Origin of the sequence: Streptomyces sp. NPDC005963, from assembly GCF_040638655.1 — a bacterium.
Lineage (GTDB): Bacteria > Actinomycetota > Actinomycetes > Streptomycetales > Streptomycetaceae > Streptomyces.
This window is the reverse complement of the sequence record NZ_JBEXVD010000025.1, coordinates 95,683-120,391: the sequence shown is the minus strand read 5'-3', so window position 1 is coordinate 120,391 and position 24,709 is coordinate 95,683. Positions and strand designations below refer to the sequence as shown.

General features: G+C 69.4%; 25 protein-coding genes. 18 read left to right on the top strand and 7 right to left on the bottom strand.

From position 1 onward, the window contains the following. Positions 1-39 precede the first annotated feature (39 nt). The 5 genes from dop to prcA all read left to right on the top strand — a co-directional run bounded on the left by dop (position 40) and on the right by prcA (position 4,144). Positions 40-1,551, top strand: a complete 1,512-nt coding sequence (dop, locus tag ABZ348_RS27530; protein ID WP_358937476.1) for a depupylase/deamidase Dop — start codon at positions 40-42, stop codon at positions 1,549-1,551. A gap of 149 nt (positions 1,552-1,700) precedes the next feature. Then, positions 1,701-1,916, top strand: a complete 216-nt coding sequence (locus tag ABZ348_RS27525) for a ubiquitin-like protein Pup (RefSeq protein WP_329016359.1) — start codon at positions 1,701-1,703, stop codon at positions 1,914-1,916. A gap of 259 nt (positions 1,917-2,175) precedes the next feature. Continuing rightward, on the top strand, positions 2,176-2,520 hold the full coding sequence (locus ABZ348_RS27520) for an endonuclease domain-containing protein (protein WP_358937499.1): 345 nt from the start codon (positions 2,176-2,178) through the stop codon (positions 2,518-2,520). Then, positions 2,472-3,317, top strand: coding sequence for a proteasome subunit beta (gene prcB / locus ABZ348_RS27515; RefSeq protein ID WP_358937474.1), 846 nt, complete (start codon positions 2,472-2,474; stop codon positions 3,315-3,317). The genes ABZ348_RS27520 and prcB overlap by 49 nt, the downstream gene beginning before the upstream one ends. Positions 3,318-3,379: 62 nt before the next feature. Further along, positions 3,380-4,144 (top strand): proteasome subunit alpha, encoded by a 765-nt coding sequence (gene prcA, locus ABZ348_RS27510; RefSeq protein WP_358937472.1) that lies wholly within the window; start codon positions 3,380-3,382, stop codon positions 4,142-4,144. A gap of 111 nt (positions 4,145-4,255) precedes the next feature. Here the strand turns inward: prcA and ABZ348_RS27505 are convergent, their stop codons facing one another. Further along, positions 4,256-5,332 carry a LacI family DNA-binding transcriptional regulator gene (locus tag ABZ348_RS27505; RefSeq protein WP_358937470.1) on the bottom strand — a complete coding sequence of 359 codons (1,077 nt, stop codon included), beginning with the start codon at positions 5,330-5,332 and terminating at the stop codon, positions 4,256-4,258. A gap of 160 nt (positions 5,333-5,492) precedes the next feature. Between ABZ348_RS27505 and ABZ348_RS27500 the strand changes: the two genes are divergently transcribed. The 12 genes from ABZ348_RS27500 (at position 5,493) to ABZ348_RS27445 (ending at position 18,133) form a co-directional block, all read left to right on the top strand. Continuing rightward, a complete protein-coding gene (locus tag ABZ348_RS27500; protein WP_358937469.1) occupies positions 5,493-6,803 on the top strand; it encodes an MFS transporter in 1,311 nt (436 codons plus the stop codon). 9 nt (positions 6,804-6,812) lie between these two features. Continuing rightward, positions 6,813-8,174 carry a Pup--protein ligase gene (pafA, locus tag ABZ348_RS27495; protein ID WP_329016342.1) on the top strand — a complete coding sequence of 454 codons (1,362 nt, stop codon included), beginning with the start codon at positions 6,813-6,815 and terminating at the stop codon, positions 8,172-8,174. Between the two features lie 130 nt (positions 8,175-8,304). Beyond that, on the top strand, positions 8,305-9,243 hold the full coding sequence (locus tag ABZ348_RS27490) for an FKBP-type peptidyl-prolyl cis-trans isomerase (RefSeq protein WP_358937467.1): 939 nt from the start codon (positions 8,305-8,307) through the stop codon (positions 9,241-9,243). 97 nt (positions 9,244-9,340) lie between these two features. Beyond that, on the top strand, positions 9,341-9,712 hold the full coding sequence (locus ABZ348_RS27485; RefSeq protein ID WP_358937465.1) for an FKBP-type peptidyl-prolyl cis-trans isomerase: 372 nt from the start codon (positions 9,341-9,343) through the stop codon (positions 9,710-9,712). 144 nt (positions 9,713-9,856) lie between these two features. Then, positions 9,857-10,837, top strand: coding sequence for a WYL domain-containing protein (locus ABZ348_RS27480; RefSeq protein WP_358937463.1), 981 nt, complete (start codon positions 9,857-9,859; stop codon positions 10,835-10,837). A gap of 17 nt (positions 10,838-10,854) precedes the next feature. Then, positions 10,855-11,865 (top strand): WYL domain-containing protein, encoded by a 1,011-nt coding sequence (locus ABZ348_RS27475; RefSeq protein ID WP_358937461.1) that lies wholly within the window; start codon positions 10,855-10,857, stop codon positions 11,863-11,865. 147 nt (positions 11,866-12,012) lie between these two features. Then, positions 12,013-12,276, top strand: a complete 264-nt coding sequence (locus tag ABZ348_RS27470; RefSeq protein WP_358937459.1) for a hypothetical protein — start codon at positions 12,013-12,015, stop codon at positions 12,274-12,276. Positions 12,277-12,286: 10 nt separating this feature from the next. Then, positions 12,287-12,484 carry a hypothetical protein gene (locus ABZ348_RS27465; protein WP_358937457.1) on the top strand — a complete coding sequence of 66 codons (198 nt, stop codon included), beginning with the start codon at positions 12,287-12,289 and terminating at the stop codon, positions 12,482-12,484. Positions 12,485-12,822: 338 nt separating this feature from the next. Beyond that, a complete protein-coding gene (tatA, locus tag ABZ348_RS27460) occupies positions 12,823-13,116 on the top strand; it encodes a Sec-independent protein translocase subunit TatA (protein ID WP_358937455.1) in 294 nt (97 codons plus the stop codon). A gap of 62 nt (positions 13,117-13,178) precedes the next feature. After that, positions 13,179-14,141 carry a twin-arginine translocase subunit TatC gene (gene tatC, locus ABZ348_RS27455; RefSeq protein ID WP_358937453.1) on the top strand — a complete coding sequence of 321 codons (963 nt, stop codon included), beginning with the start codon at positions 13,179-13,181 and terminating at the stop codon, positions 14,139-14,141. 96 nt (positions 14,142-14,237) lie between these two features. Next, a complete protein-coding gene (locus ABZ348_RS27450) occupies positions 14,238-15,131 on the top strand; it encodes a diacylglycerol kinase (RefSeq protein ID WP_358937451.1) in 894 nt (297 codons plus the stop codon). 170 nt (positions 15,132-15,301) lie between these two features. Further along, positions 15,302-18,133: a DEAD/DEAH box helicase gene (locus tag ABZ348_RS27445; protein WP_358937449.1), complete on the top strand. Its 2,832-nt coding sequence runs from the start codon at positions 15,302-15,304 to the stop codon at positions 18,131-18,133. 142 nt (positions 18,134-18,275) lie between these two features. Here ABZ348_RS27445 and ABZ348_RS27440 read toward each other — a convergent pair whose 3' ends face one another. The 6 genes from ABZ348_RS27440 to ABZ348_RS27415 all read right to left on the bottom strand — a co-directional run bounded on the left by ABZ348_RS27440 (position 18,276) and on the right by ABZ348_RS27415 (position 23,880). After that, complete coding sequence (locus ABZ348_RS27440; protein ID WP_358937447.1) at positions 18,276-19,223, bottom strand: ADP-ribosylglycohydrolase family protein; 948 nt, start codon at positions 19,221-19,223, stop codon at positions 18,276-18,278. 85 nt (positions 19,224-19,308) lie between these two features. Beyond that, positions 19,309-20,679, bottom strand: a complete 1,371-nt coding sequence (locus tag ABZ348_RS27435; RefSeq protein ID WP_358937445.1) for a deoxyribodipyrimidine photo-lyase — start codon at positions 20,677-20,679, stop codon at positions 19,309-19,311. Positions 20,680-20,866: 187 nt separating this feature from the next. Then, on the bottom strand, positions 20,867-21,613 hold the full coding sequence (locus tag ABZ348_RS27430) for an anti-sigma factor (RefSeq protein ID WP_358937443.1): 747 nt from the start codon (positions 21,611-21,613) through the stop codon (positions 20,867-20,869). Next, positions 21,610-22,194 carry a sigma-70 family RNA polymerase sigma factor gene (locus ABZ348_RS27425; RefSeq protein WP_358937441.1) on the bottom strand — a complete coding sequence of 195 codons (585 nt, stop codon included), beginning with the start codon at positions 22,192-22,194 and terminating at the stop codon, positions 21,610-21,612. Before ABZ348_RS27425 ends, ABZ348_RS27430 begins: the two co-directional genes overlap by 4 nt. A gap of 241 nt (positions 22,195-22,435) precedes the next feature. Continuing rightward, a complete protein-coding gene (locus ABZ348_RS27420; RefSeq protein ID WP_358937439.1) occupies positions 22,436-22,897 on the bottom strand; it encodes an ABA4-like family protein in 462 nt (153 codons plus the stop codon). After that, complete coding sequence (locus ABZ348_RS27415; protein WP_358937437.1) at positions 22,894-23,880, bottom strand: hypothetical protein; 987 nt, start codon at positions 23,878-23,880, stop codon at positions 22,894-22,896. The genes ABZ348_RS27420 and ABZ348_RS27415 overlap by 4 nt, the downstream gene beginning before the upstream one ends. A 105-nt stretch (positions 23,881-23,985) precedes the next feature. Here ABZ348_RS27415 and ABZ348_RS27410 point away from each other — a divergent pair, with 105 nt between their 5' ends. Continuing rightward, complete coding sequence (locus tag ABZ348_RS27410; protein ID WP_358937435.1) at positions 23,986-24,693, top strand: MerR family transcriptional regulator; 708 nt, start codon at positions 23,986-23,988, stop codon at positions 24,691-24,693. Positions 24,694-24,709: the final 16 nt, after the last annotated feature.

Below are 24,709 nucleotides of genomic sequence, written 5' to 3'. Positions count from 1 at the left end.
GCTCCCGGAAGGGGAGTGTCGCAGGGCAAGGAGGGCCGCATGACCGTACGGCGAGTAATGGGCATCGAGACGGAGTACGGCATCTCCGTTCCGGGCCATCCGAACGCCAATGCCATGCTCACCTCGTCCCAGATCGTCAACGCCTACGCGGCGGCGATGCACAGGGCGCGCCGCGCCCGCTGGGACTTCGAGGAGGAGAACCCGCTGCGGGACGCCCGCGGCTTTGACCTCGCCCGTGAGGCCGCCGACTCCAGCCAGCTCACGGATGAGGACATCGGCCTGGCCAATGTGATCCTCACCAACGGGGCCCGGCTCTACGTCGACCACGCCCACCCGGAGTACAGCTCACCCGAGGTGACCAATCCCCGCGACGCGGTGCTGTGGGACAAGGCGGGCGAGCGGATCATGGCCGAGGCCGCGGAGCGGGCCGCCCAGCTCCCCGGCGCCCAGCCGATCCACCTCTACAAGAACAACACCGACAACAAGGGCGCCTCCTACGGGACGCACGAGAACTACCTGATGAAGCGGGAAACCCCCTTCTCGGACATCGTGCGCCATCTGACGCCGTTCTTCGTCTCCCGGCAGGTCGTCACCGGTGCCGGCCGGGTCGGCATCGGGCAGGACGGCCACGAACACGGCTTCCAGATCAGTCAGCGGGCGGACTACTTCGAGGTCGAGGTGGGGCTGGAGACCACCTTGAAGCGCCCGATCATCAACACCCGCGACGAACCGCACTCCGACGCTGAGAAGTACCGAAGGCTCCACGTCATCATCGGAGACGCCAATCTCTCCGAGATTTCGACCTATCTCAAGCTGGGGACGACGGCCCTGGTGCTGTCCATGATCGAAGACGGCTTTATCGCGGTCGACCTCGCCGTCGACCAGCCGGTTCGCACCCTGCACCAGATCTCGCACGATCCCGGTCTGACCCGGGTGATCACCCTCCGCAGCGGACGGACACTCACCGCGGTCCAGCTCCAGATGGAGTACTACGAACTTGCGCGGAAGTACGTCGAGGAGCGCTTCGGCGACGACGCGGACGAGCAGACCAAGGACGTCCTGATCCGTTGGGAGGACACGCTCAACCGGTTGGAGAACGACCCCATGAGCCTGTCCGGGGAACTGGACTGGATCGCGAAGAAGGAACTGATGGAGGGCTACCGGCGGCGGGACGGCCTGGACTGGGACGCCGCACGGCTCCACCTGGTCGACCTCCAGTACGCCGATGTGAGGCCCGAGAAGGGCCTCTACAACCGATTGGCGGCCCGCGGCAAGATGAAGCGCCTGCTGGACGAGCAGGACGTGCTGAGGGCCGGCAAGAAGCCTCCCGAGGACACCCGGGCCTACTTCCGCGGTCGATGCCTGGAGCAGTACGCGGACGACGTCGCCGCGGCGTCCTGGGACTCGGTGATCTTCGACCTTCCCGGCCGTGATTCGTTGCAGCGGGTGCCCACCCTGGAGCCGCTGCGCGGCACCCGCAACCACGTCAAGGAGCTGCTGGACCGCTGTCGGACGGCGGAAGATCTGGTTCGGGTCCTCTCCGGCGGCTAAAAGGTTCCCGTTCGGGAATCATCTCCGGGAATCATGGAGGTGGCCCCCGGACGTTGGGAAAAGTGCCGGGCCGATGTCCGACCCGGCTTGTAGGGTCTGATCTTGACCGAACCGACTCACATCAGGGCGAACCGAGCGGGGTGAGGGACATGGCGAAGGACACCGGCGGCGGACAGCAGAAGGCCACGCGTTCCACGGAGGAGGTCGAGGAGCAGGCGCAGGACGCGCAGGCTTCCGAGGACCTCAAGGAGCGCCAGGAGAAGCTCAGCGACGACGTCGATTCCGTCCTCGACGAAATCGACGACGTCCTGGAGGAGAATGCGGAGGACTTCGTGAGGTCCTTCGTCCAGAAGGGCGGACAGTAGTCCATCTGATATTGCCGGGACGGTCGGGAATACCGGAGTGAAGCGGTGTCCTCGCCGTCGCCCCGCGCTGTTGCGGGAAGCCTTTGCAGAGAATGGGGGGCTTCCCGCGACGGATATCAGGCATAAGGTCGACAGTGTCCGGGGCTCCTTTTCCCGCGCCCGTCGGAGCGGTTCTCGGAGCGGGATCTCCGGTGCCTGGGATGATCGACTGATCACTGTGCGGACGTGGTCACCAGCCGTTCGACACGCACGGCGCGTGATGGATCGGCACGGGCTGTCCCCGCTGTTTCCGCCCACCGGGCGACCTGGGAGGATCCAGGGCGAACCGGCCCGGCTCCCGTGGCCGCACGGCACGGCCGAGGCCGGGCGGGGCAGGGTGATCGTCCACCGGCCCGAGGAATCGGATGTATCTGCCTCCACCACACATGTGGATCACCGTCACAAGGCGGGTAGTGTCCGTGGCGTATCGTGCTTCAACTGCAATTCGGCCATCGGCGAGTTGGGCGATGAGCCCCGCACCGTCCGTCGCGCTGCCGCTTACTTGGAGGGAAACGCGTGGAAGCCAACACTCGTAGCACCGGGCGTCTACCAGCTGCCTTCCTGACGCCTGGCTCGTCCTCATTCATGGACTTCCTGGGGGCGCACTCCCCGGAGATGTTGCCGGGCAAGCGCGTCCTGCCGCCGCTCCAGGGGGCGATCGAGGCGCCGCACGGCACGACCATCGTCGCCACCACGTTCCCCGGCGGTGTGGTGCTCGCCGGTGACCGGCGGGCCACGATGGGCAACATGATCGCGCAGCGCGACATCGAGAAGGTCTTCCCCGCCGACGAGTACTCGGCGGTGGGCATCGCCGGCACCGCGGGCCTCGCAGTGGAGATGGTCAAGCTCTTCCAGTTGGAGCTTGAGCACTTCGAGAAGGTCGAGGGCACCCAGCTCTCCTTGGAGGGCAAGGCGAACCGGCTCTCCACGATGATCCGCGGCAATCTCGGCATGGCCATGCAGGGCCTCGCCGTCGTACCGCTCTTCGCGGGCTACGACGTCGATCGGGAGAGGGGCCGGATCTTCTCCTACGACGTGACCGGCGGCCGGTCCGAGGAGCACGGATACGCCGCGACGGGCTCGGGTTCGATCTTCGCCCGCGGCGCGATGAAGAAGCTGTACCGCGACGACCTCACCGAGGAGCAGGCGACCACGCTGGTCGTCCAGGCGCTCTACGACGCGGCCGACGACGACTCGGCGACCGGTGGGCCCGACGTGGCCCGACGGATCTACCCGATCGTCGCCGTGATCACGGAGGAGGGCGTTCGCAAGCTCAACGCCGAGGAGTCCGCCGAGATCGCCCGCTCGATCCTGGAGCGCCGCCTCGAACAGCCCGACGGTCCGCGCGCCGCGCTGCTCTGATGTTTCCCTGCCCGCCGCCGGGCGGTGCGCCCATGCCACTGACAGAAAGGGATGGATAGCCGGTGACGACACCGTTCTATGTCTCCCCAGCCCAGGCCATGCAGGACCGGGCGGAGTACGCCCGCAAGGGCATCGCCCGTGGACGCAGCCTCGTTGTGCTGCAATACGCCGACGGCATCGTCTTCGTCGGCGAGAACCCCTCCCGCGCCCTGCACAAGTTCAGCGAGATCTACGACCGGATCGGGTTCGCCGCGGCCGGCAAGTACAACGAGTACGAGAACCTCCGCATCGGCGGTGTGCGCTACGCCGACCTGCGCGGATACACCTACGACCGGGACGACGTGACGGCGCGCGGTCTGGCCAACGTCTATGCCCAGACACTCGGCACGATCTTCTCCAGCGCGGCCGAGAAGCCCTACGAGGTGGAGTTGGTCGTCGCCGAGGTGGGAGCCACCGCGGACGGCGACCAGATCTACCGCCTTCCCCACGACGGTTCGATCGTGGACGAGCACGGCTCGGTGGCGGTCGGCGGTAGCGCCGAGCAGATCAGCACCTTCCTCGACCAGCGCCACCGCGAGGGGATGTCGCTCGCGGAGGCGCTCAAGCTGGCCGTCCAGGCGCTGTCCAACCAGCCCAACGGCGCGGACCGGGAGATTCCCGCAGATCGCCTTGAGGTCGCGGTCCTGGACCGTACGCGACCGCAGCAGCGCAAGTTCAAGCGGATCGTGGGACGGCAGCTGGTCCGGCTGCTGGAGGCGGACGGCGCGGCCTCGGCCCCGACGGACGCCCCCTCGGACACCGAGGAGAGCGAGGGCGGCGAGGAGTAGCCCGCTCGTCGACCCGAAGACCCGAAGGTGCCCCGGCCCTCCGCATCAGGAGGGACCGGGGCATTTCCGTGGCAGGGACACCCCTGGAGTGGGGCGGGGTACCGGCCGTTCTCAGCCCGAGGACGGGGAGGGCGCCGCGGTGGAGCCCCGGACCACCAAGGAGACGGGTAGATCACCTTCGGTGACCGGTTCGCCCGCGAGGAGGGCCAGCAGCGCCGACATGCCCCGCTCGCCGACCCGTTCCGCCGGCAGGCTCACGCTGGTCAGTTCCGGTTCGACGGCGACGGACAGGGCGAGGTCGTCGAACCCGGTCACCGACACGTCGCCCGGGACGCTCAGCCCCAGCCGTCGCACGGCCTTGCAGGCTCCCGCGGCGAGGATGTCGCTGTCGCAGACGACGGCGGTCGCCCGTGCGCCGGGCGCGGTCAGGGCGTGCCGGGTCGCATCGCGTGCGGTGGCCACGTCGAAGGGCGCGCGAACGGTCCGTACCGACGTCCCGGCGACGCCGGCGAGTGCATCGGCCAGTGCGCGGGCACGTACGTCGAAGGTCCAGGAGGGGACCGCGGACGCCAGATGGACGAAGCGCCGGTGGCCGAGTTCCAGGAGGTGGTGTGCCACCTGGTGAATGCCGTCGCCGATGTCCAGATTGACGCAGGCCGCCGCCTCCCGGTCGGCGGGGTCGCTGTCGAGCATCACCAGCGGGAGGTCGGCGCCCCGTAGGTCGGACAGTGCCTTCGCGGCCATGGACGAGGCGATGACCCCGTCGAGTGCGGCGCGCGCCGAGGCGAAGGGGTTCTTCGCGGGGCCGATGCCGTCGGGTGAGGGGTAGATGACCACGCCGAAGCCGTGGTCGGCGGCGAGGGCGGCGGCACCCGTGTACACACGGGCGAAGAACTCGTTGGTGAGGGCCGGGACGACGAGGAGCGCGGTCCTGGTACTGCCGAGTCGAAGGTTCCGGGCTGCCAGATTGGGACGGTAGCCGAGGGCGCTCGCCGCGGTGCGGACGGACTCGGCGGTGCGCTCGGAGACCCGGCCGCGCCATTTGTCGCCGAGGACGAGCGAGACGGTCGCCTGGGAGACACCGGCCGCGCGGGCGACGTCCCGACTGGTGGGACGGGCTCCCGGTGCTGCGCCGGGGCCCCCGTCGCCCTGTCGCAGGCCCGCGCCCGGTGCGGAGCCGTTCGCCATGGTCGCCGTCCTCGGGCTCGCTGGAGCCGCCTGTTCCCGGTGCCCGTGCCGGGCGCGCCGCGGGCGGCGGCACAGTAGACCCGCGGACTGTCGACATGGTACGTATGACGCCGGAAGTTATACGTAACACTCCGGTGGGTGTCGGGGAGAGGGGCGGACCATGGGTGCCAAGGCCACCGGAGCCACCGGATATGCGGACATCCTCAAGGCGCCGCACGCGGCCCGTCTGCTCGCGGGCACCCTGGTCGGGCGCCTCCCCAACGCCACGGCACACATCGCCATCGTCCTGTTCACCAGGGCGGAGGGCGGGAGCTACACCCTCGCCGGCGGTCTCGCGGCTGCGTACGGCATCGCCACGGCGATAGGACAGCCCCTCCTGGGGCGCGCGATAGACCTCCACGGCCAGCCGAAGGTGCAGTTGCCCGCAGCCGTGGTGTCGGCGCTCGGCATGGTGCTGCTGGCCGCGGTCGGCATCGGCTCGCTGCCGCTGGCGTACGCCGCGGTGGCCCTGGCCGGGCTGTTCACCCCGCCCCTGGAAGGGGGACTGCGTGCCCTGTGGCCCAACGTGCTCGGGCGCCAGGACCGGGTGCACCGCGCCTACGCCATGGACGCGGTCGCCCAGGAGATCATGTTCACCCTCGGCCCGCTGCTGGTCACCGTGGTGGTCTCCCTCTGGTCGGCGGGCGCGGCCCTGCTGGTGATCAATGCGCTGGGGGTGCTCGGGGCGCTCTCCGTGGTCCTGTCCGAACCCTCCCGGTCTTGGCGCTCCGCCCCGCGCGACGCCCACTGGCTGGGGGCCCTGCGCTCGTCGGGACTGCTGGCCCTGCTCGGTTCGTTCTTCTTCGTCGGACTCGCGCTCGGCTCCATCACCGTCGCGGGGGTCTCGTACGCGGACGACCACGGCCGGGAGTCCGTCTACGGGATACTGATGGCCGCACTCGGGCTGGGCGCGCTCATCGGCGGCGCCTGCTACGGGGCACGGCAGTGGGCCGGTGCCCCCGAGCGTCGCCTCATGGTGCTGATCGCCCTGCTGGCCCTCGGCTATCTGCCCCTCGTGCTCACACCGGGGGTGGTGTTGATGACCGTCCTGTCGGCCGTCGCGGGTGTGTTCCTCGCCCCCGCCATCGCCTGCGCCTTCATCGTGGTGGACCGCCATGCGCCCAGGGGCACGGTGACGGAGGCGTTCTCCTGGTTGGTCACGACGTTCGGCGTGGGAGCCGCCGCCGGAACCGCGCTCGCGGGCCCCGCCGCCGAGTGGGGCGGCACTGATTGGAGCTTCGCTGTCGCGGGTGCGGGAGGCATCGCCGCCCTCGTGGTCCTGGTGGCCACCCAGCGGGTCCTGGCGGCTCCCGAACGCACCAACGACATCGTGGGTTTCGGCAGCGGCCTTTCCGGACAGGGGGAGCCCGCAACGGAAAATGATCGGAACGGGGCCGCCGAACCCGGTTTCAGCTCAGGGCTTGAGGCGTAATGTTCAGACATGGACCGCCGCATTTTCGGGCTGGAGAACGAGTACGGCGTCACGTGCACGTTCAGGGGACAGCGCCGACTGTCACCTGACGAAGTGGCGCGCTACCTCTTCCGCCGAGTTGTCTCCTGGGGCCGCAGCAGCAATGTCTTCCTGCGGAACGGCGCCCGTCTGTATCTCGATGTGGGTTCGCATCCGGAATACGCCACACCCGAATGCGACAACGTGACCGAGTTGGTCACGCACGACAAGGCAGGCGAGCGCATTCTCGAAGGTCTACTTGTCGATGCCGAAAGGCGTCTGCACGAGGAGGGGATCGCAGGCGACGTCTACCTGTTCAAGAACAACACCGACTCGGCCGGAAACTCCTACGGCTGCCATGAGAACTACCTGGTCGCACGGCACGGGGAGTTCTCCCGACTCGCGGACATCCTGATCCCCTTCCTGGTCACGCGCCAGCTGCTGTGCGGCGCGGGCAAGGTCCTCCAGACTCCGCGCGGCGCGGTGTACTGCGTCAGCCAGCGCGCGGAGCACATCTGGGAGGGCGTCAGCTCCGCCACCACCCGTTCGCGTCCCATCATCAACACCCGGGACGAGCCCCACGCCGACGCCGAGCGCTACCGGCGCCTCCACGTCATCGTGGGCGACTCCAACATGTCCGAGACGACGATGCTGCTCAAGGTCGGCGCCACCGACCTCGTGCTCCGCATGATCGAGGCGGGCACCGTCATACGCGATCTCACCCTGGAGAACCCGATCCGGGCGATCCGCGAGGTCAGCCATGACATCACTGGTCAGCGCAAGGTCCGGCTCGCCAGTGGACGCGAAGCCTCCGCCCTGGAGGTCCAGCGCGAGTACTACGAGAAGGCGGTGGACTTCGTCGATCGGCGCGGCATCCGCACCGGAACCGTCGAGCAGGTGCTGGAGCTCTGGGGCCGCACGCTCGACGCGATCGACGCACAGGACCTCGACCGGATCGGCACCGAGATCGACTGGGTCATGAAGTACCAGCTCATCGAGCGGTACCGGGCCAAGCACAACATGACCATGTCGCATCCGAGGGTCGCCCAGATAGACCTCGCCTACCACGACATCCACCGCAGGCGCGGGCTGTACTACCTCCTGGAGCGCAAGGGCCAGGCCGCCCGCATCTGCAACGACGTCAAGATCTTCGAGGGCAAGTCGGTGCCCCCGCAGACCACCAGGGCCCGGCTGCGCGGCGACTTCATCCGCCGTGCGCAGGAGCAGCGCAGGGACTTCACCGTCGACTGGGTCCACCTCAAGCTCAATGACCAGGCCCAGCGGACGGTGCTCTGCAAGGACCCATTCCGCTCGGTCGACGACAGGGTGGAGAAGCTCATCGCGGGCATGTGATGTCGCGAGCGGTGCCGGACGCGTACACACGTCTGGAACGCCACCCGGGCCCCGTGCGTTCTTCGTGCGGGGCCCTTGGCACGCCCTAGAGTGTCCGGGACCGTAGTGACGTCTGAGATCTGAGGAACACGTGCGCCGACTAGCCGGCCTTGTTGTCGTCCCCTTGCTGCTGTTGTCGACAGTGGCCTGCGGCAGCGAAGACAAGGGCTCTGACTCCGTCTCGTCCAAGGGCGGCCTGCCCGCCATCACCGCCGGTGCGAAGTTCGGCGAGAAGCCGACGCTGGCCAAGGGCGAGGGCGACCCGCCCAAGCAGCTCAAGATCGAGGTCATCAGCGCGGGCAAGGGCGAGGTGCTCAAGAAGGGCGACCTGACCCAGGTGAACTACCTCGGTCAGGAGTGGGACGAGGACAAGCCGTTCGACAACAGCTTCGACCGCGGCCAGCCGTTCGACGTGACGATCGGTGCGCCCGGCGTCATCGAGGGCTGGCAGAAGGCGCTGGCCAACCAGAAGGTCGGCAGCCGTCTTGAGGTGTCGATCCCGCCGGACCTCGGCTACGGCGCGCAGGGCCAGGGTGACATCAAGGGCAATGCCACGCTGGTGTTCGTGATGGACATCGTGGGCGCGAAGACCGTGCCGGTGTCCGCGAAGGGCTCCGAGGTCGCGCAGGACAACAAGGACCTGCCCAAGGTCGCCACCAACACCGACGGCAAGGCGCCCAAGGTCACCATCCCCGCCTCGGCCCCGCCGAAGGACCTCGTCTCCTCGTACGTCCTGGAGGGCACCGGCCCCGAGCTGACCGCCAAGGACAGCGTCGTCGTGAAGTACGACGCGTACGTCTGGCAGGGTGCGAAGCCGCTCGGAGGCACCTACCAGTCGGACGCGACCATCACCTGGCAGTTGGGTCAGCTCCCGGTGAAGGGCATCAAGGACGGCGTGATCGGCAAGAAGCTCGGCAGCCGTGTCCTCCTGGTCATCCCGCCCGGCCAGGGCTTCCCCGACCAGGAGCAGCAGGGCATCCCCAAGGACGCGACGCTGGTGTTCACGGTCGATCTGCTGACCAAGCCGTAGGTGCCCGCGGGCCGGTGCCGGCCCCGGGCGGCGTCACCCCGTTTGAAGTGCAAGACTGTCCGGGTTGCCGCGTTCACGATTCAGAGGAGCAGTAGTAGTGAGCATCGAGAAGCCCGAGATCGACTTCCCGGGCGGCGAGCCGCCGGCCAAGCTGGAGATCAAGGACATCTGGGAGGGCGACGGCCCCGAAGCCAAGGCGGGCGACGTGGTCTCCGTCCACTACGTGGGCGTGGCGTTCTCCACCGGTGAGGAGTTCGACGCCTCCTGGAACCGCGGCAATCCGCTTCAGTTCAAGCTCGGCGTCGGCCAGGTCATCGCCGGTTGGGACCAGGGCGTGCAGGGCATGAAGGTCGGCGGCCGTCGCCAGCTGATCATCCCCGCCAACCTCGCCTACGGCGACCGCGGCGCCGGCAACGCGATCAAGCCCGGCGAGACGCTGATCTTCGTCTGTGACCTGATCGCCGTCTGACCGGTATTCGCCGTTCGGCCACCAAACGGCCGGTAAGGGCCCATGCTCTGGAGAGCATGGGCCTTCGGCTTTTGTCCGGACACCCCGGGGCGGTACGGTCAGCAGGGCGGAAGCGACTCGATCAGATAGAGGTGCAGGGCGTCGATGGCGATTGCCAAGGCCGAACGGCTGATGAACCTGGCGCTGTGCCTTCTCGGGACGAGGCGTCCGCTGTCCAAGCGCGAACTGCGCGGTTCCATCGAGGCGTACGTGGAGGCGTTCGGGCCGGGGGAGGGCGCCGGCAGCTCCGACGAGTCCTTCAACCGGATGTTCGAGCGCGACAAGGACGATCTGAGGGAACTCGGACTGGTCATCGAGACCGTCGAGAACCTCGACGGCGAGATGGGCTACCTCGCCCGCAGGGACAGCAACCGTCTGCCGCCGATCACCCTGGACGCCGAGGAGGCCGCCGCTCTGGGTGTCGCCGCGGGGGTCTGGCAACAGGCACGGCTCGCCGGTGCGGCCAGCGGCGCGCTCCAGAAACTGCGCGCGGCAGGGATGCCCGAGGCCGAGGACGCCTTCGACAGTCAGCTCACTGCTCTGGAGCCGCGCATTCCGGTGCGTGAGGCCGCCTTCGAGCCGTTGATGCTGGCCTGCCGTGACCGTCGCCCCGTGATCTTCGATTACCGCAAGGCCACAGCGGCCCGCCCCGAGCAGCGCCAGGTCGAACCCTGGACGTTGGAGTGCTGGCGCGGACACTGGTACCTGGCCGGTTGGGACCGCGAGCGGGGCGCCGAGCGGGTGTTCCGCCTCTCGCGCATCACCGGCAGGGTCCGCTCCCGCGCCGGTGCGTTCACCGCACCGGTGCCCGATGTGGTCACTGTGCGGGAGACCGTTGAGAGCTGGGCGGGGGAGACGGCCACCCGTACCGCCAGGATCAGATTGCGCACCGACTGCGGCTATCCGCTGCGGGCACGGGCGACGTCCGTGCGGGAGGTCGACGCCGACTGGGACGAGTTGGAGATCCCCTACGGACACGGGCTGGACGCCTGGCTGGTGGAGTTCGGCCCGGACGTCGTGGTCGTGGAGCCCGCTGATCTGCGGGCCGAAGTGGTGGACCGGCTGCTCGCCGTGGCACAGGGCTGAGGGGGACTCGTACGACTATGGCCGCCAACGCCATTGACCAGACCCGGCGGATGCTGTCGCTGGTGACGTATCTGCGGGAGCGCCCGGGCGCGCGCGTCGGGGACGTCGCCCGCGCCTTCGGCATCACCGAGGACGAACTGATCGCCGATCTCGATGTGTTGCCCATGTGCGGGACGAGCTTCCGCGGCGGCGACCTCCTCGACATCGACACCGACGGTGACCACATCTGGTGGCACAACCCCGACGACGTCGCCGAACCCCTGCGGATCGCCGCGGACGAGGCGACGGCCCTGCTGGTCGCGGCCCGTGCAGTGGCGACGCTGCCGGGGCTCCGCGAAGGGGATCGGGAGGCGCTGCTCCGGGCCACTGCCAAGCTGGAGGCGGCTGCGGGCGAGGCCGCGGGCGCCAGTTCCCGGCTCTCGGTGACCTTCGAATCGGAGGGCGGGGTCTTCGCCGACGTGGATCGGGCGATCTCCGAACGACGGCGGCTGTGGCTGCGCTACTACTCGCCCGCACGTGACGAACTGACCGAGCGCGAGGTCGATCCCATCCGACTGTTCGCGGTGGGGCACACCTATCTGGAGGGGTGGTGCAGGCTCTCGGAGGCCCGGCGCACCTTCCGCCTCGACCGGGTGGCCGAGATCAAACTGCTCGACGCCCCGTCCGCACCGCCCGAGCTTGAGCTGCGGGATCTGTCCGAGGCCCTGGTACAGCCCTCCGCCGATGACCCGGAGGTCGTGGTCGAGGTGGGTCCCGCCGGCCGATGGGTGGCGGAGTACTACCCGCACGAAGGGGCGGAGGAACTGCCGGACGGCGGACTGCGGATCACGGTGCGTACCCCGGTTCCGGCGTCGTTGCGCAGACTGGCGCTCCGCTTGGGGCGCGACGGGCGGATCGTGGCCCCGGTCGAGTTGGCGCAGAGCGCCAAGCTGGCCGCGCGGGAGGCACTCGCCGCCTACGGGGTCGAACCGGGTACCGGGGGCGGTACGGAAGTCCCGGCGCCGGAACAGTTGTCCGGCCAGGTCTAGGGTCTTCCTTCGGATCGGGCCGCGTACCCCGCGATCCGAACGGACGGCCCCGCCGCCCCGCCGTCGTGGTTCCGGGCAGCCCGGGTCGACCTCGGCGATCAGATGTGGAACTCAGCCCGCCGGTCAGGACAAGGAGAGTCGCACCGCATGTCTCTGATGTCGTCAGTCACCTCCGCACAGGGGCCGGTGGTGTTCACCGCCGGCTGCCCCGACTGCCGCGCCCGCTTCGAGTTGTCGGCCGAGGCGCTACGGCTGGCCATCGGAGCCAGTCACCGTACGACCTTCTACTCGTTCACCTGTCCCGAGTGCGGTACGTCGGTGCGCAAGCCGGCGGGGGAGCGCATCGTCGAGATGCTCACGGTCGGAGGGGTCCGCACCTTGCGGCTCACCCGCCCGGCGGGAACCGTCTAGGCTCGGCCGCATGTTCTGGCCCATGATCGCCATCGCCCTCGGCTTCCTCGGGATCGCCGTCCTCGGTGTCCTCGGTGCCCGGGTGTTCATCGAGACCCAGCGGTTGGGGCACGAGGTCGCCCGCACCACCGAGCGCATCAGCCGGGCCGCGGAGGATCTGGAGCGGGCGGCGTCCGACCTCGCCCGGACCGGCGAGACCCTGCGCTAGCGGCCTCGGCCCCGGGACGGGCGCAGATGCAGGTCCGTATCACGGAGTGGGACACCCTGCGCGGAACGAAAGCTTCCGAAGCGGATCGGGCGCTGTCCAATCACCCCAGGAAGTCACACTTCGGGCGATCGCCGCCGATCTCGCCCCTGCTGTATGTCTCAGCAGGACGGTACGCTGAGGGACGGCGGTCACAGGTAATGAGGCACCGGCCGCAAACGGGAGTACGCAAGGGGATTGCCTTGTGTTCACCCGTGAGAGTTACGATCGCAGCCGGTTGCGGCTCGACCACCGCTACCGCAGCTCAGCCCCATGCCGCCTCGGTGAGAAGGTACACGCTTATGTTCGGACGGATCGGCGCTCCGGAGATCATCCTGATCCTCGTCGTCATCATCCTGCTGTTCGGTGCCAAGAAGCTCCCGGACATGGCCCGTTCGCTCGGCAAGTCCGCCCGCATCCTCAAGAGCGAGGCGAAGGCGATGAAGTCGGACGGCCAGCAGACCGCCCCGGCCGCCCCGCCGCAGCCCGGCGCCCCGGAGGACAACGCACCCGCCCCGCGCACGATCAAGGCCGCCCCCGGAGACGTGAGCAGCTCGCGACCCGTGGCCGAGCCGACGGACTCCACCCAGCGCTGAGACAGGGCCGACCACGGGCCCGGTCACCGTTGCGGGCCTGTCGCACGAGATGAGGACGTGGGTTGCTCAAGTCTGCCCGCAAGCAGGAGAAGGACCCCGAGGGCCGGATGCCCCTCGTGGAGCACCTGCGTGAGCTCCGGAACCGCCTCGCCAAGGGGCTGCTGGCCATCGTCGTCGTCACGGTCGTCGCGGCCTTCTTCTACAACGACATCATCAACTTCTTCACCAAGCCGGTCCTGGAGTCGGTCGGATGCCCCGACTCCTTCTCCGAGCTGAGGAAGCAGCCCGAGGGCACCACCTGCGCCGAGATCACGATCAACGGTCTCCTGACGCCCTTCACCCTGGCCCTCAAGGTCTCCTTGATGGCGGGCGTGGTGCTCGCCTCGCCGATCTGGTTGTACCAGCTCTGGGCGTTCCTCGCGCCCGGTCTGCACAAGAGCGAGAAGAAGTACGCCCTCGCGTTCGTCGGTGCGGGGTTCCCGCTCTTCCTCGGCGGCGGCTGGTTCGCCTACCAGGTGCTGCCCACCACCGCGAAGGTGCTGATCGAGTTCACCCCCTTCGGCGTGGACAACCTGCTGCCGTTGGACAACCTGCTCGATCTGGTCACCCGCATGGTCGTCGTCTTCGGGCTCGCCTTCGAACTGCCGCTGCTGCTGATCCTGCTCAACCTCGGTTCGGTCATGTCCGGGCGCAAGATGCTCGGCTGGTGGCGCGGAATGATCATGGGGATCACGGTCTTCTCCGCCCTCGCGACCCCGAGCACCGACCCGCTGACGATGGTGCTCCTGGCCGTGCCGATCGTCGTCCTGTACTTCTTCGCCACCGGATTCTCCCTGGTTAACGATCGCCGGCGGGCGATTCGCGAAGCCAAGGGCCCCGGCGCGGACGAAGCCTCCGACCTCGATCTCACCCCCGAGGACGTCGATGACGTCGAGCCGGTGGGAGCCACCCGTACGCTCCCGGAGCAGTCGAAGGGCAGCGGCGGACGCGCGCACCAGCTCAACGGCTACGACGACATCACCTGAGACCAGCCCACCGGGGCGGCAACGGCCGACCGGGCTCGACCCGGCTAGTCGTCCCGACCCTCGGCCACCGCCCCGACATGGGTTAGGTTCTCGCAGGTGACCAGCGAGATCACCCTTGTCGTCAATCCCACCGCGGGCCGTGGCCGAGGAGCGCACGCGGCCCAGCCCGCCGCCCGCGCCCTCCGCGAGGCCGGGTTCTTTGTGCGTACGCTCGTGGGCGAGGACGCGCCCGATGCGCTGCGCCGGGCCCGCTCGGCCGTCGCGGACGGAACCGGGGCGCTGATAGCCGTCGGCGGTGACGGGCTCGTGTCCCTCGCCCTCCAGGCCGTCGCCGGAACCACCACGCCACTCGGGGTGATCGCCGTGGGCACCGGCAATGACTTCGCCCGCGCACTGGAGCTACCGATAGGGGATCCGGCCCGCGCCGGACGGCGAGCGGCACGGGCCCTGCACGCCGGAACGGCCCGCGCGATCGACCTGGGGCGCGTGGGACGGACCTGGTTCGGTACGGTCCTGGCCACCGGCTTCGACTCCCGGGTGAACGACCGCGGCAACCGGATGCGATGGCCGCGCGGCCGATTCAGCTATGACGTCGCCATGCTCGCCGAACTCGCGGCGCTGCGCCCCATCTCCTACCGCATGAGTCTGGACGGCGGACCGCCGCAGGACCTCGAAGCCACGCTCATTGCCATCGGCAACGGACCGTCCTACGGCGGTGGGATGCGGATCTGCGCAGGGGCCGAACTGGATGACGGCCTCTTCGACGTGACCGTGGTCGCGGACTGTACGCGCACCACCCTGCTGCGGGTCTTTCCCCGGGTCTACCGCGGAACCCACCTCGACCATCCGAAGGTCACCGTCCACCGGGCCCGCTCGATCACGGTGGAGGCGGAGGGGATCACCGGCTACGCGGACGGGGAGTCGCTGGGCCCGCTACCGCTGACCGCGAGCTGTGTGACCGGGGCGGTACGGGTGCTCACCCACGGTTAGCGCAGGAGCGTCCGACAGGGCCGAGCGCCTGCCGACCGCCGTTTGCGTCCAAGGGCGCTCGGGGCTGTGCGTCCACCACCGGACCAGGGCGTCCATGTGCACCCGGGGCGACGATCCGTCCGTTAAGGCCGCGCTGACTGTCGTACCCGGCGGGTAGGCTCGTGAGCAAGATGACCGAGGATCTCTCACCCGCTGAGCGCTACGCCGCCGCCCGCATCCGCGCCGTCGAGGAGGCCACCGCGCTGGCCCCCTTCCGCGAGATGTACGAGTTCGATCTGGACCCCTTCCAGATCGAAGCCTGTCAGGCCCTGGAAGCGGGTAGGGGTGTGCTCGTTGCCGCGCCCACCGGCTCAGGGAAGACCATCGTCGGCGAATTCGCCGTCCATCTCGCCCTCCAGCAGGGCCGCAAGTGCTTCTACACCACGCCCATCAAGGCCCTGTCCAACCAGAAGTACACCGACCTCGCCAAGCGGTACGGCGCGGACCGGGTGGGCCTGCTGACCGGCGACAACAGTGTGAACGCCGATGCTCCGGTGGTCGTGATGACCACCGAGGTCCTGCGGAACATGCTGTACGCCGGATCGCAGGCGCTGCGCGGACTCGGCTATGTCGTCATGGACGAGGTGCACTATCTGTCCGACCGCTTCCGGGGCGCGGTCTGGGAAGAGGTGATCATCCATCTGCCCGAGTCGGTGACACTGGTGTCGCTCTCGGCGACCGTGTCCAATGCCGAGGAGTTCGGCGACTGGCTCGACACGGTCCGTGGTGACACCGAAGTGATCGTCTCGGAACACCGGCCGGTGCCCCTGTGGCAGCACGTCATGGCCGGCCGCCGGATGTACGACCTCTTCGAGGAGGAGACCGACCACGGAGGCCGCGGTGTCGGCCGGCGGGAGGTCAATCCCGACCTCGTCCGGCTCGCCCGGATGGAGAACCAGCGTTCGTACAACCCCCGTGACCGCCGGCGCGGCAAGATGGTCCGCGAGGCCGATCGCGAGCGCGAGCGGCGCCAGCGCAGCCGGATCTGGACGCCCGGGCGACCCGAGGTCATCGATCGCCTCGATGCCGAGGGGCTGTTGCCCGCGATCACCTTCATCTTCAGCAGGGCCGGCTGCGAGGCCGCCGTCCAGCAGTGTCTGTACGCGGGGCTGCGGCTCAACGACGACGGTGCACGGCTGAGGGTCCGCGAGATCGTGGAGGAGCGGACGGCGAGCATTCCCACCGAGGACCTCCATGTCCTCGGCTACTACGAATGGTTGGAGGGACTGGAGCGGGGCATCGCCGCGCACCACGCCGGAATGCTCCCCACCTTCAAGGAGGTCGTGGAGGAGTTGTTCGTGCGCGGTCTGGTGAAGGCTGTGTTCGCCACCGAGACCCTCGCGCTCGGCATCAACATGCCCGCGCGTTCGGTCGTCCTGGAGAAGCTCGTCAAGTGGAACGGCGAACAGCACGCCGACATCACTCCCGGCGAGTACACGCAGCTCACCGGGCGGGCCGGGCGGCGGGGCATCGATGTCGAGGGCCATGCCGTGGTGTTGTGGCAGAGGGCGATGGACCCGGCCGCACTCGCGGGCCTCGCCGGCACCCGGACCTATCCCCTGCGGTCCAGCTTCAAGCCGTCGTACAACATGGCGGTCAATCTGGTGCAGCAGTTCGGGCGGCACCGGTCGCGGGAGTTGCTGGAGACCTCGTTCGCCCAGTTCCAGGCGGACCGCTCGGTCGTCGGCATCTCACGGCAGGTCCAGAAGAACGAGGCAGGGCTCGACGGCTACCGCGAGGGCATGACCTGTCACCTCGGTGACTTCGAGGAGTACGCACGGCTGCGCCGCGACCTCAAGGACCGGGAAACGGAGTTGGCGAAGCAGGGCAGCGCACAGCGTCGGGCGGCTGCGGCCGTCTCGTTGGAGCGGCTCAAGCCGGGTGACGTCATCCACGTGCCCACCGGCAAGTTCGCCGGGCTGGCGCTCGTCCTCGATCCGGGCCTTCCCGCCGGAAGGACCAACGGGCACCGCGGGTTCGAGCATCACGACGGTCCCCGTCCCGTCGTCCTGACCGCCGAACGGCAGGTCAAGCGGCTGGCCTCGATCGACTTCCCGGTGCCCGTGGAGGCCCTGGACCGGATGCGCATCCCCAAGTCCTTCAATGCGCGTTCGCCCCAGTCCCGGCGTGACCTGGCGTCGGCGCTGCGGACGAAGGCCGGACACATCGTGCCCGAGCGGCACCGCAAGGAGCGCTCGGCCGCGGCCGATGACCGTGAGATCGCCCGGCTGCGTACCGAACTGCGGGCCCATCCGTGCCACGGCTGTGCCGAGCGGGAGGACCACGCCCGTTGGGCGGAGCGCTACTACCGGCTCCAGCGTGACACCCGGCAGTTGGAGCGCCGCATCGAGGGGCGCACCAACACGATCGCCCGCACCTTCGACCGGATCGTGGCCCTGCTGACCGAGATGGACTATCTGCGGGACGACGAGGTCACGGCGCACGGCAAGCGGCTCGCCCGGTTGTACGGCGAGTTGGACCTGCTGGCGAGCGAGTGCCTGCGGGACCGGGTGTGGGAGGGGCTCAGTCCGGCCGAACTCGCCGCGTGCGTCTCGGCCCTCGTCTACGAGGCACGTCAGTCGGACGACGCGGTCGCACCCAAGGTCCCCGCCGGTGCGGCGCAGGCCGCGCTGGGCGAGATGGTCCGCATCTGGGGTCGGCTGGACGCCCTGGAGGAGGACTTCAAGATCAACCAGGCGGAAGGGGTGGGCCAGCGGGAGCCCGACCTCGGCTTCGCCTGGGCCGTCTACCAGTGGGCGTCCGACAAGAGCCTGGACGAGGTGCTGCGGGAAGCGGAGATGCCCGCGGGCGACTTCGTCCGCTGGTGCAAGCAGGTGATCGACGTCCTGGGGCAGATCGCCGCAGCGGCGCCGTCCGAAGGCGGCAGCACGGTGTCGAAGAACGCGCGCAAGGCCGTCGACGCACTGCTGCGGGGAGTGGTGGCCTACAGCTCGGTGGGATGAGCCCGCAGGGCCAAGGTGAGGGGGTCGGGCGCCACCGGGCGTGCCGGCCCCCTTCTCGTATGCGCCCTTGGTCGGGCCACCGCGCGCGATCGGCCGGCGCCTTCACCCGGGTCCATCGATCGGGCCGGGGTGAGCGGGCCCGTCAGCGGGCGGTCCGGTCAGAGGCCAGCGCCAGGGCCAGCGACACCAGGTCCGGCGTGCGCAACACCGTGGAACCGAAACCGGGCAGCGGGACGTGCAGGGGCTCCGACCAGCGCTCGGGGATCGCCGAAGCCCCGTACACCGCCCCCGTCAGCATCCCCGTCACCGCGGCCACCGTGTCCGTGTCGCCGCCCAGGTCGATCGCGGCGGCCAGGGACTCCTCGTACGAACCGGTCGTCCGGAGCGCCCACACCGCTGACCCGAGGCACGGCCATACCGCGCCGTTGAACTCGGTGGCGTCACTGGGCTGCCAGCCCGGCGCCAGCACCTTGGCCCAGCGGTCGCGATGCGCCGCGTCCACCTGGTGAAGCACCGACCCGACCGCCGCACAGGGGTCCTCGCCCACCAGAGCCACGCGGATCAACTCGTGGAGGATCGCGGTGCCTTCCCAGGCCGCCCGGTCCCCGTGGGTGAGAGCGGCGATCCGGCGGCCCGCCGACATCGTCACCTCCCGGCCGGCAGGTGCGAAGTAGACCGCCGCGGTGGAGGCACGCATCAAGGAGCCGTTGCCGGCGGAGTGGCCCGTGATCCGGAAGTGATGGGCTGCCGCCTGGTCCCAAGGGCGTCCGCTGGTGAGGACGTCCTCCGTCTGAAGGCCCACGTCCTTGGGGTCGCCGGCCACCCACTGTTGGAAGCGTCCGAAGACGTCCACCGGGTCGAGTCCGCCGTGCGACAGGAGCGAGTGCCCCACCAGGACGGCCATCTGGGTGTCGTCGGTGGCCTCGCCCGGATCCCAGCCGCCGCCACCGCACATGACACCCACCCCGCTCGGGAACTCCCGTGCGAACACCCCCCGCTCTCGGAACTCGAAGGGTGCTCCCAGCGCGTCCCCGACCGCCGATCCCACAACGGCTCCCACCACCCGGTCCAGCCGGTCCCTGTGTTGCATCGGCCCAGCCTAGATCGTGTTCGACACATCGAACCCAACTCGGTCCGCTGCCGGCGCACTTCGTACGACGACCGCCCCGGAAGTGTCAGTGCAGGCCCCGCGCATGTTCGAACCGGGCCCTGCCCTCAGCCGGATCGACCAGAGGTTCCGGATAGTCGAGTCGAGCCCGTTCGCGGTCCCCGAGTTCCTGCGGTCGATGGATCTTCGCCCCCGGCAGATCCGCCAACTCGGGCACCCAGCGCCGTACGTAGTCACCCTTGGGATCGAACCGCCGGGCCTGCGCCAGCGGGTTGAGCACGCGGTTGGGCCGGGTGTCCGTCCCCGTCCCCGCCACCCACTGCCAGTTCAGCTGGTTGTTGGCGACGTCTCCGTCGACCAGCAGCCGCAGGAAGTGTCGTGCCCCCGCCCGCCAGTCGAGGTAGAGCGTCTTGGCGAGATAGCTCGCGGTCAGCAGCCGGGCCCTGTTGTGCATCCAGCCCTCGTGCAGCAACTGCCGCATCCCCGCGTCCACGATCGGGCAGCCGGTGCGCCCCTCCCGCCAAGCGGTGAGCTCCTTGTCGTCGCGGCGCCAGTGGTCATGGCGGGGACGGTAGTCGGCGTGGGCCGCATCGGGCCGGGCCGCGAGCACCTGGTGGTGGAAGTCCCGCCAGGCCAACTGCCGTACGAATGCCTCGGCGCCCGGGCCGCCGCGCTTCCGGGCGCGCTGGACGAGTTCGGTCGCCGACAGGGTGCCGAAGTGGAGATGGGGCGAGAGCCGCGAAGTGGCGTCACCGTGGAGGTCGTCGTGCCGCTCCTCGTAGGCGTCGACGCCGGCCGATGCATCCGCCAGCCAGGCGGTGAACCGGAGTCTGCCCTCCCGCTCGCCACCAGGGGCGAGCCCCGGAGAGACCCCCGCGACCGAGGAGCGTCGGGGCAGCGGATGGCCGGGCAGTTCGGGCACGTCGATCCGGCGCGGCGCCCCCAACGCCCGGCGCAACCCGACCGCCTCCCAACGACGGAAGTAGGGGGTGAAGACGGCGAAGTGGTCCTTGCCGGTGGGAGTGACCTCACCCGGGGGCAGGGCGGTGACCACCCCGTCGTGGACATCGAGGGTGCACCGCAGGTCCTGGAGTGCTCGTCTGAGCCGGTCCTCGCGTTGGCGGGCGTAGCCGCTGACGCCCGCCGCGATGTGCACCGAGCCGGCACCGGTCTCGGTCACCACCCGACAGACCTGCTCGACGACATCGCCGGTACGGACCACCAGCCGGCCCCCGCGCTCCTGTAGGTGCGCATCGAGGGACGCGAGGGAGTCGGCGAGGAAGGCCAGTCGGTTGGGGGCGTCGAAGCCGGCCAGGCTCACTCCTCGGTCCACCACGAACAGGGGGACCACGGAGTCGGCGTTGCGGACAGCAGCACTCAGCGCGGGCTGGTCATGCACCCGCAGGTCGGAGGTGAACAGCATCACGGACACGCTCATGCGCCGACCCTCCCGGGGTGCGGCGGCAGCGGGGGACGCGGTGGTGCGGCGGGCACGGGAACGGTCAGGGCGAGCTCCTCGGTGAGACGGGACGGGGGACGGTGCCGGGTGGGGTTGCGCCCCACCCGGCACCTCTCGTACGAAGTGTCGACGGCCCGGCCGGTGCATCGCTCACCGTCCGGTGCCCTCAGGCCGGGAAGTCCATCACCGCGAGGGGTGCGGACGTCGGCTCAGCGGAGCCGCCCGAGGGCTCCACCGTCAGGCCCATGCCCGAAGCGGCGTTCACCGGGCCCTTCATCAGTACGGCGTTGTCGGACGCGGTCGAGTCCATCAGCCCGGCCGAACGCATGGTTCCGTCGTCGTTGAACCACAGTTGGTACACCTTGCCGGCCGGTGGTCTGGGCATGTCGGTGGTGAAGAAGGCCGCCCGGTTGAGGGACCTGGCGACCACGACCGTGCCGCTGCCGCCGCCCGGCAGTGCACCGGTGGTGACCTTGGCGTCCGGGGCAGCGAGCACTGCGGCGAGATCGGCCGACCGCTGCTCGGCGCGCTGTGCGGCCCGTCGGGCGTCACCGGCCTCCTGGTGCTGCCAGACCGACACGCCGCCGAGGCCCACCGCCGCCGCCACACATGCCGCGAGGGCGAAGCGGGACAGGGCCCGGCCACGACCGCCGCGTACCGGACGGGAACGATCGGGCCCCGGCGGCACCTGGCGCTCGTTCGATATCCGGCGCATCACCTGCTGCTTGAGCTCGGGCGGAGGCATCATCGCCACCGCCAGGCTCAGCCTTCCCGCCGTGGCCGCCAACTCGCGCACCTCCTGGTCGCAGGAGGCGCAGTCGGTGAGATGGCGCTCGAACGCAGTGCGTTCCTGCGACCCCAGTGCATGCAGCACATAGGCGCCGGTCAACGTGTGGAGGTCGGCGGCGTTCATGCATTCACCCCCAGGCAGTCGCGCAGTCGGATCAGACCGTCGCGCAGTCGTGTCTTGACCGTGCCCAGGGGCACCGCGAGCAGTTCGGCGACCTCGCGGTAGGCGAGGCCCCGGTAGTAGGCGAGGGTCACCGACTGCCGTTGCAGCTCGGTGAGTCCGCGCAGACAGCGGCGGACCTGTTCGCGTTCGAGGCTGGCCTCCACCTGTTCGGTGACCTCGTCGTACGCGGGTGTCCGCTCCAGGAGCGCCGCGCGTTGTTCGCGGTCGGACGATGCCTGGGCGGAGCGGACCCGGTCCACCGCGCGCCGGTGGGCGAGCGTGAGCATCCAGGTCATGGCGGAGCCGCGCGAGGGCTGGTAGCGGGCGGCGGTACGCCACACCTCGATCAGCACCTCCTGGGTGACTTCCTCCGACTGGGCGGGGTCCCGCAACACGGCCCGCACCAGCCCGAGAACGGGCCCGGACACCGCGTCGTAGACCCGTGAGAAGGCGTCCTGATCACCGAGGGCGACCAGGCCGAGCAACTCTTGCAGGTCCGGTTGGGCCGGGGCAGGACCGCCGACGAATACGGGTTCTTTCACGCGGTCTTTCCTCCAGTGAACGGACTGTCGTCCGACAGTCTTCACCAGCTATTCGAGGCTGCGGGGCCGCTGGATTGGTCCGGGTGCTCGGTTTGTTGCAGGGGTATCGCATCGGGCCCGGCCGGGATGGGGGCGGACCCCGTGGTCGGACTTCACTCGATCGGGTGCGGTCGTCGGGGATGGCACACGGATGGGGGACGCCGCGACTGCGGCGTCCCCCAGACCCTGCCGGTTCGTCTTCTCAGCTCTCCTGGAGCGCGCCCTCCCGGGCACGGCGCTTGTCGTGCCGTACGCCCATGACCGCTCGCAGCACCAGGAAGACGGGCAGGGCGAACGGGGAGAGCAGGATCGTGAAGACGAGCAGCGGCCCCATCACCACGGGGTGGATGCCCAGCCGTCGGGACTCCAGGAACATCCACTGTCCGACCAGCAGGTCCCACGCGAGGATCTGGGCCCACACCGCTCCCGCGCCGTCCGCGATCTCCACCAGGTCCTGGAGCTTGGCCAGGGTCGGCTCGGTCACCAGCGTCCACAGTTCGGGCATGACGGGCAGGACGAGTGCCAGATAGACGACCAGGATCGGCACCACCGTCAGCGGTGAGCGGGCGATCCGGGAGGTGACCCGCCAGGTCGGGGCGAAGATCATCAGCACCCAGAAGGGGACCACCAGCAGGAACGAGAGGTCGAAGAGGGATTCGGTCATGCGGACAGCCTCGTTCCGGTGGATTCCTGTTCGGTGCCGCTCCCCGCAGGGGGACGCGGGGTTGACGTTCCGCCGCGCAGGGAGAGGAGGACTCCCAGTGCGCCGCCCACGGCGATGACGGCGGCCGTGGTCAGGGTCGCGGCGTCGGGATCGACCAGTGACTGGCCCCGCAGGGCCTGCCAGGTGACCAGGGCGAACACGGCGGCGTAGATCGCCGAGACGGTGAGCACCAGGCGCAGTCGAACCTGTTCGTCGCCCAGTCGGGGATAGCGGGCGGCGAGGACCAGCAGGGCGAGCAGCAGCAGGGGCAGGACCTGGAGGGCGTGCATCCCCACGAAGTGCGGGATGCGCAGGTCCCCGCCGGTGGTCGACCAGCCGGTCAGCGGCATGGAGGCGCCTCCGTCGCGCACTCCGACGCTGTGTGCGCCGATCACGGTGGCCGTGCCTTCGCCCATCGCGTCCCGCTGCTCGGAGGTGGGCTGGGTCATCAGGAAGCCGAGGCCGGCGCCGATCAGGGCGATCACGGAGCCGAGCCGCAGGGCCCAGGTGGAGGCGCGGTCCTCAATGCGGGAGCGGAACAGCAGGATCGCGATGATCAGGGCCGCCGTCCACAGGGTGACGATCGTGAAGGCCATGATGGTGTAGAGGAGGGTGTCGAAGTCGGTCTCGTTGTTGAAGTGGCTGCGCTTCCCCCGGACGACCTGCGCGGTGATGATCACCATTTCGATGGCCCCGGTCGCCGCGACCGTGGTTCCCGCCCACCAGCCCGCCCGTCGGCGGCGGGTGAGGAGCGAGAGCATCCAGGCCAGGGACACCGCGTACACCAGCAGGGACACGGAGAACTTGAAGGGTTTGAACCAGATGGGCGAGCCCACGAGTATTCGGTCGTCCACCAACATGCCGATGGCCGATGCCGCGGCCAATCCGGCCATGGACGCGGCGAAGAGCATGAGTGGGCGATGCCAGGAACGCCAGGTGGACATGGATGACCCCTGTCAAAGTATAGATAGCGGCACTGTCCGCTATCCGTCAGCGCCACTATCTATGATGGGGAAGGTCAAGGGCAAGGGCGGAGAGGTGGACGGGCCGTGCGCATCGGTGAGTTGAGTCGCAGGACCGGGGTTCCCGTCCCGACGATCAAGTACTACGTACGTGAAGGACTGCTGCCGGCAGGGGAGTTGAGCAGCCCCAACCAGGCGTCCTACGGCGACGCGCACGAACGCAGACTGCGTTTGATCCGCGCACTCCTCGATGTGGGGGGCCTCAAGGTCGCCGCCATCGCAGACGTCCTCGCCGCCGTGGACGACCCCAGCAAATCGGTGCACAAGGTGCTGGGTGTCGCCTCGGACCTCCTGGTCCAGCGCTATCCCGATGTCGAGCCGGACGAGGCGCTGGAGACCGCCAGGGAACAGGTAGCGGATCTGGTCGCCCGGCGGGAGTGGCAGGACGTGGACGACTGTCCGGCGATGGAGGCGCTGGCGGGGGCCCTGGCCACCCTGCATCGCATCGGACACGGCGACTTCGGGCAGGTGTTGGACGCCTATGCCGACGCCGCGGAGGGCGTGGCCCGGGCCGATCTGGACTTCGTGGCGACCAAGGCGACCCTGGACGGTGTGGTCGAGCGGGTGATAGTGGGCACCGTGCTCGGGGAGGCGATGCTCTCGGCGCTTCGACACCTCGCCCATGTGGACCGCTCATCACGGATGTACGGGGCGATGGGGGGACACCCGCCGACCTCCCCGGCGTCCCCGAACTCCTCTGCGTCCTCGGCGTCCCCTGGGGCCTCGGCGAACTAGGCGTCGCCCACGAAAG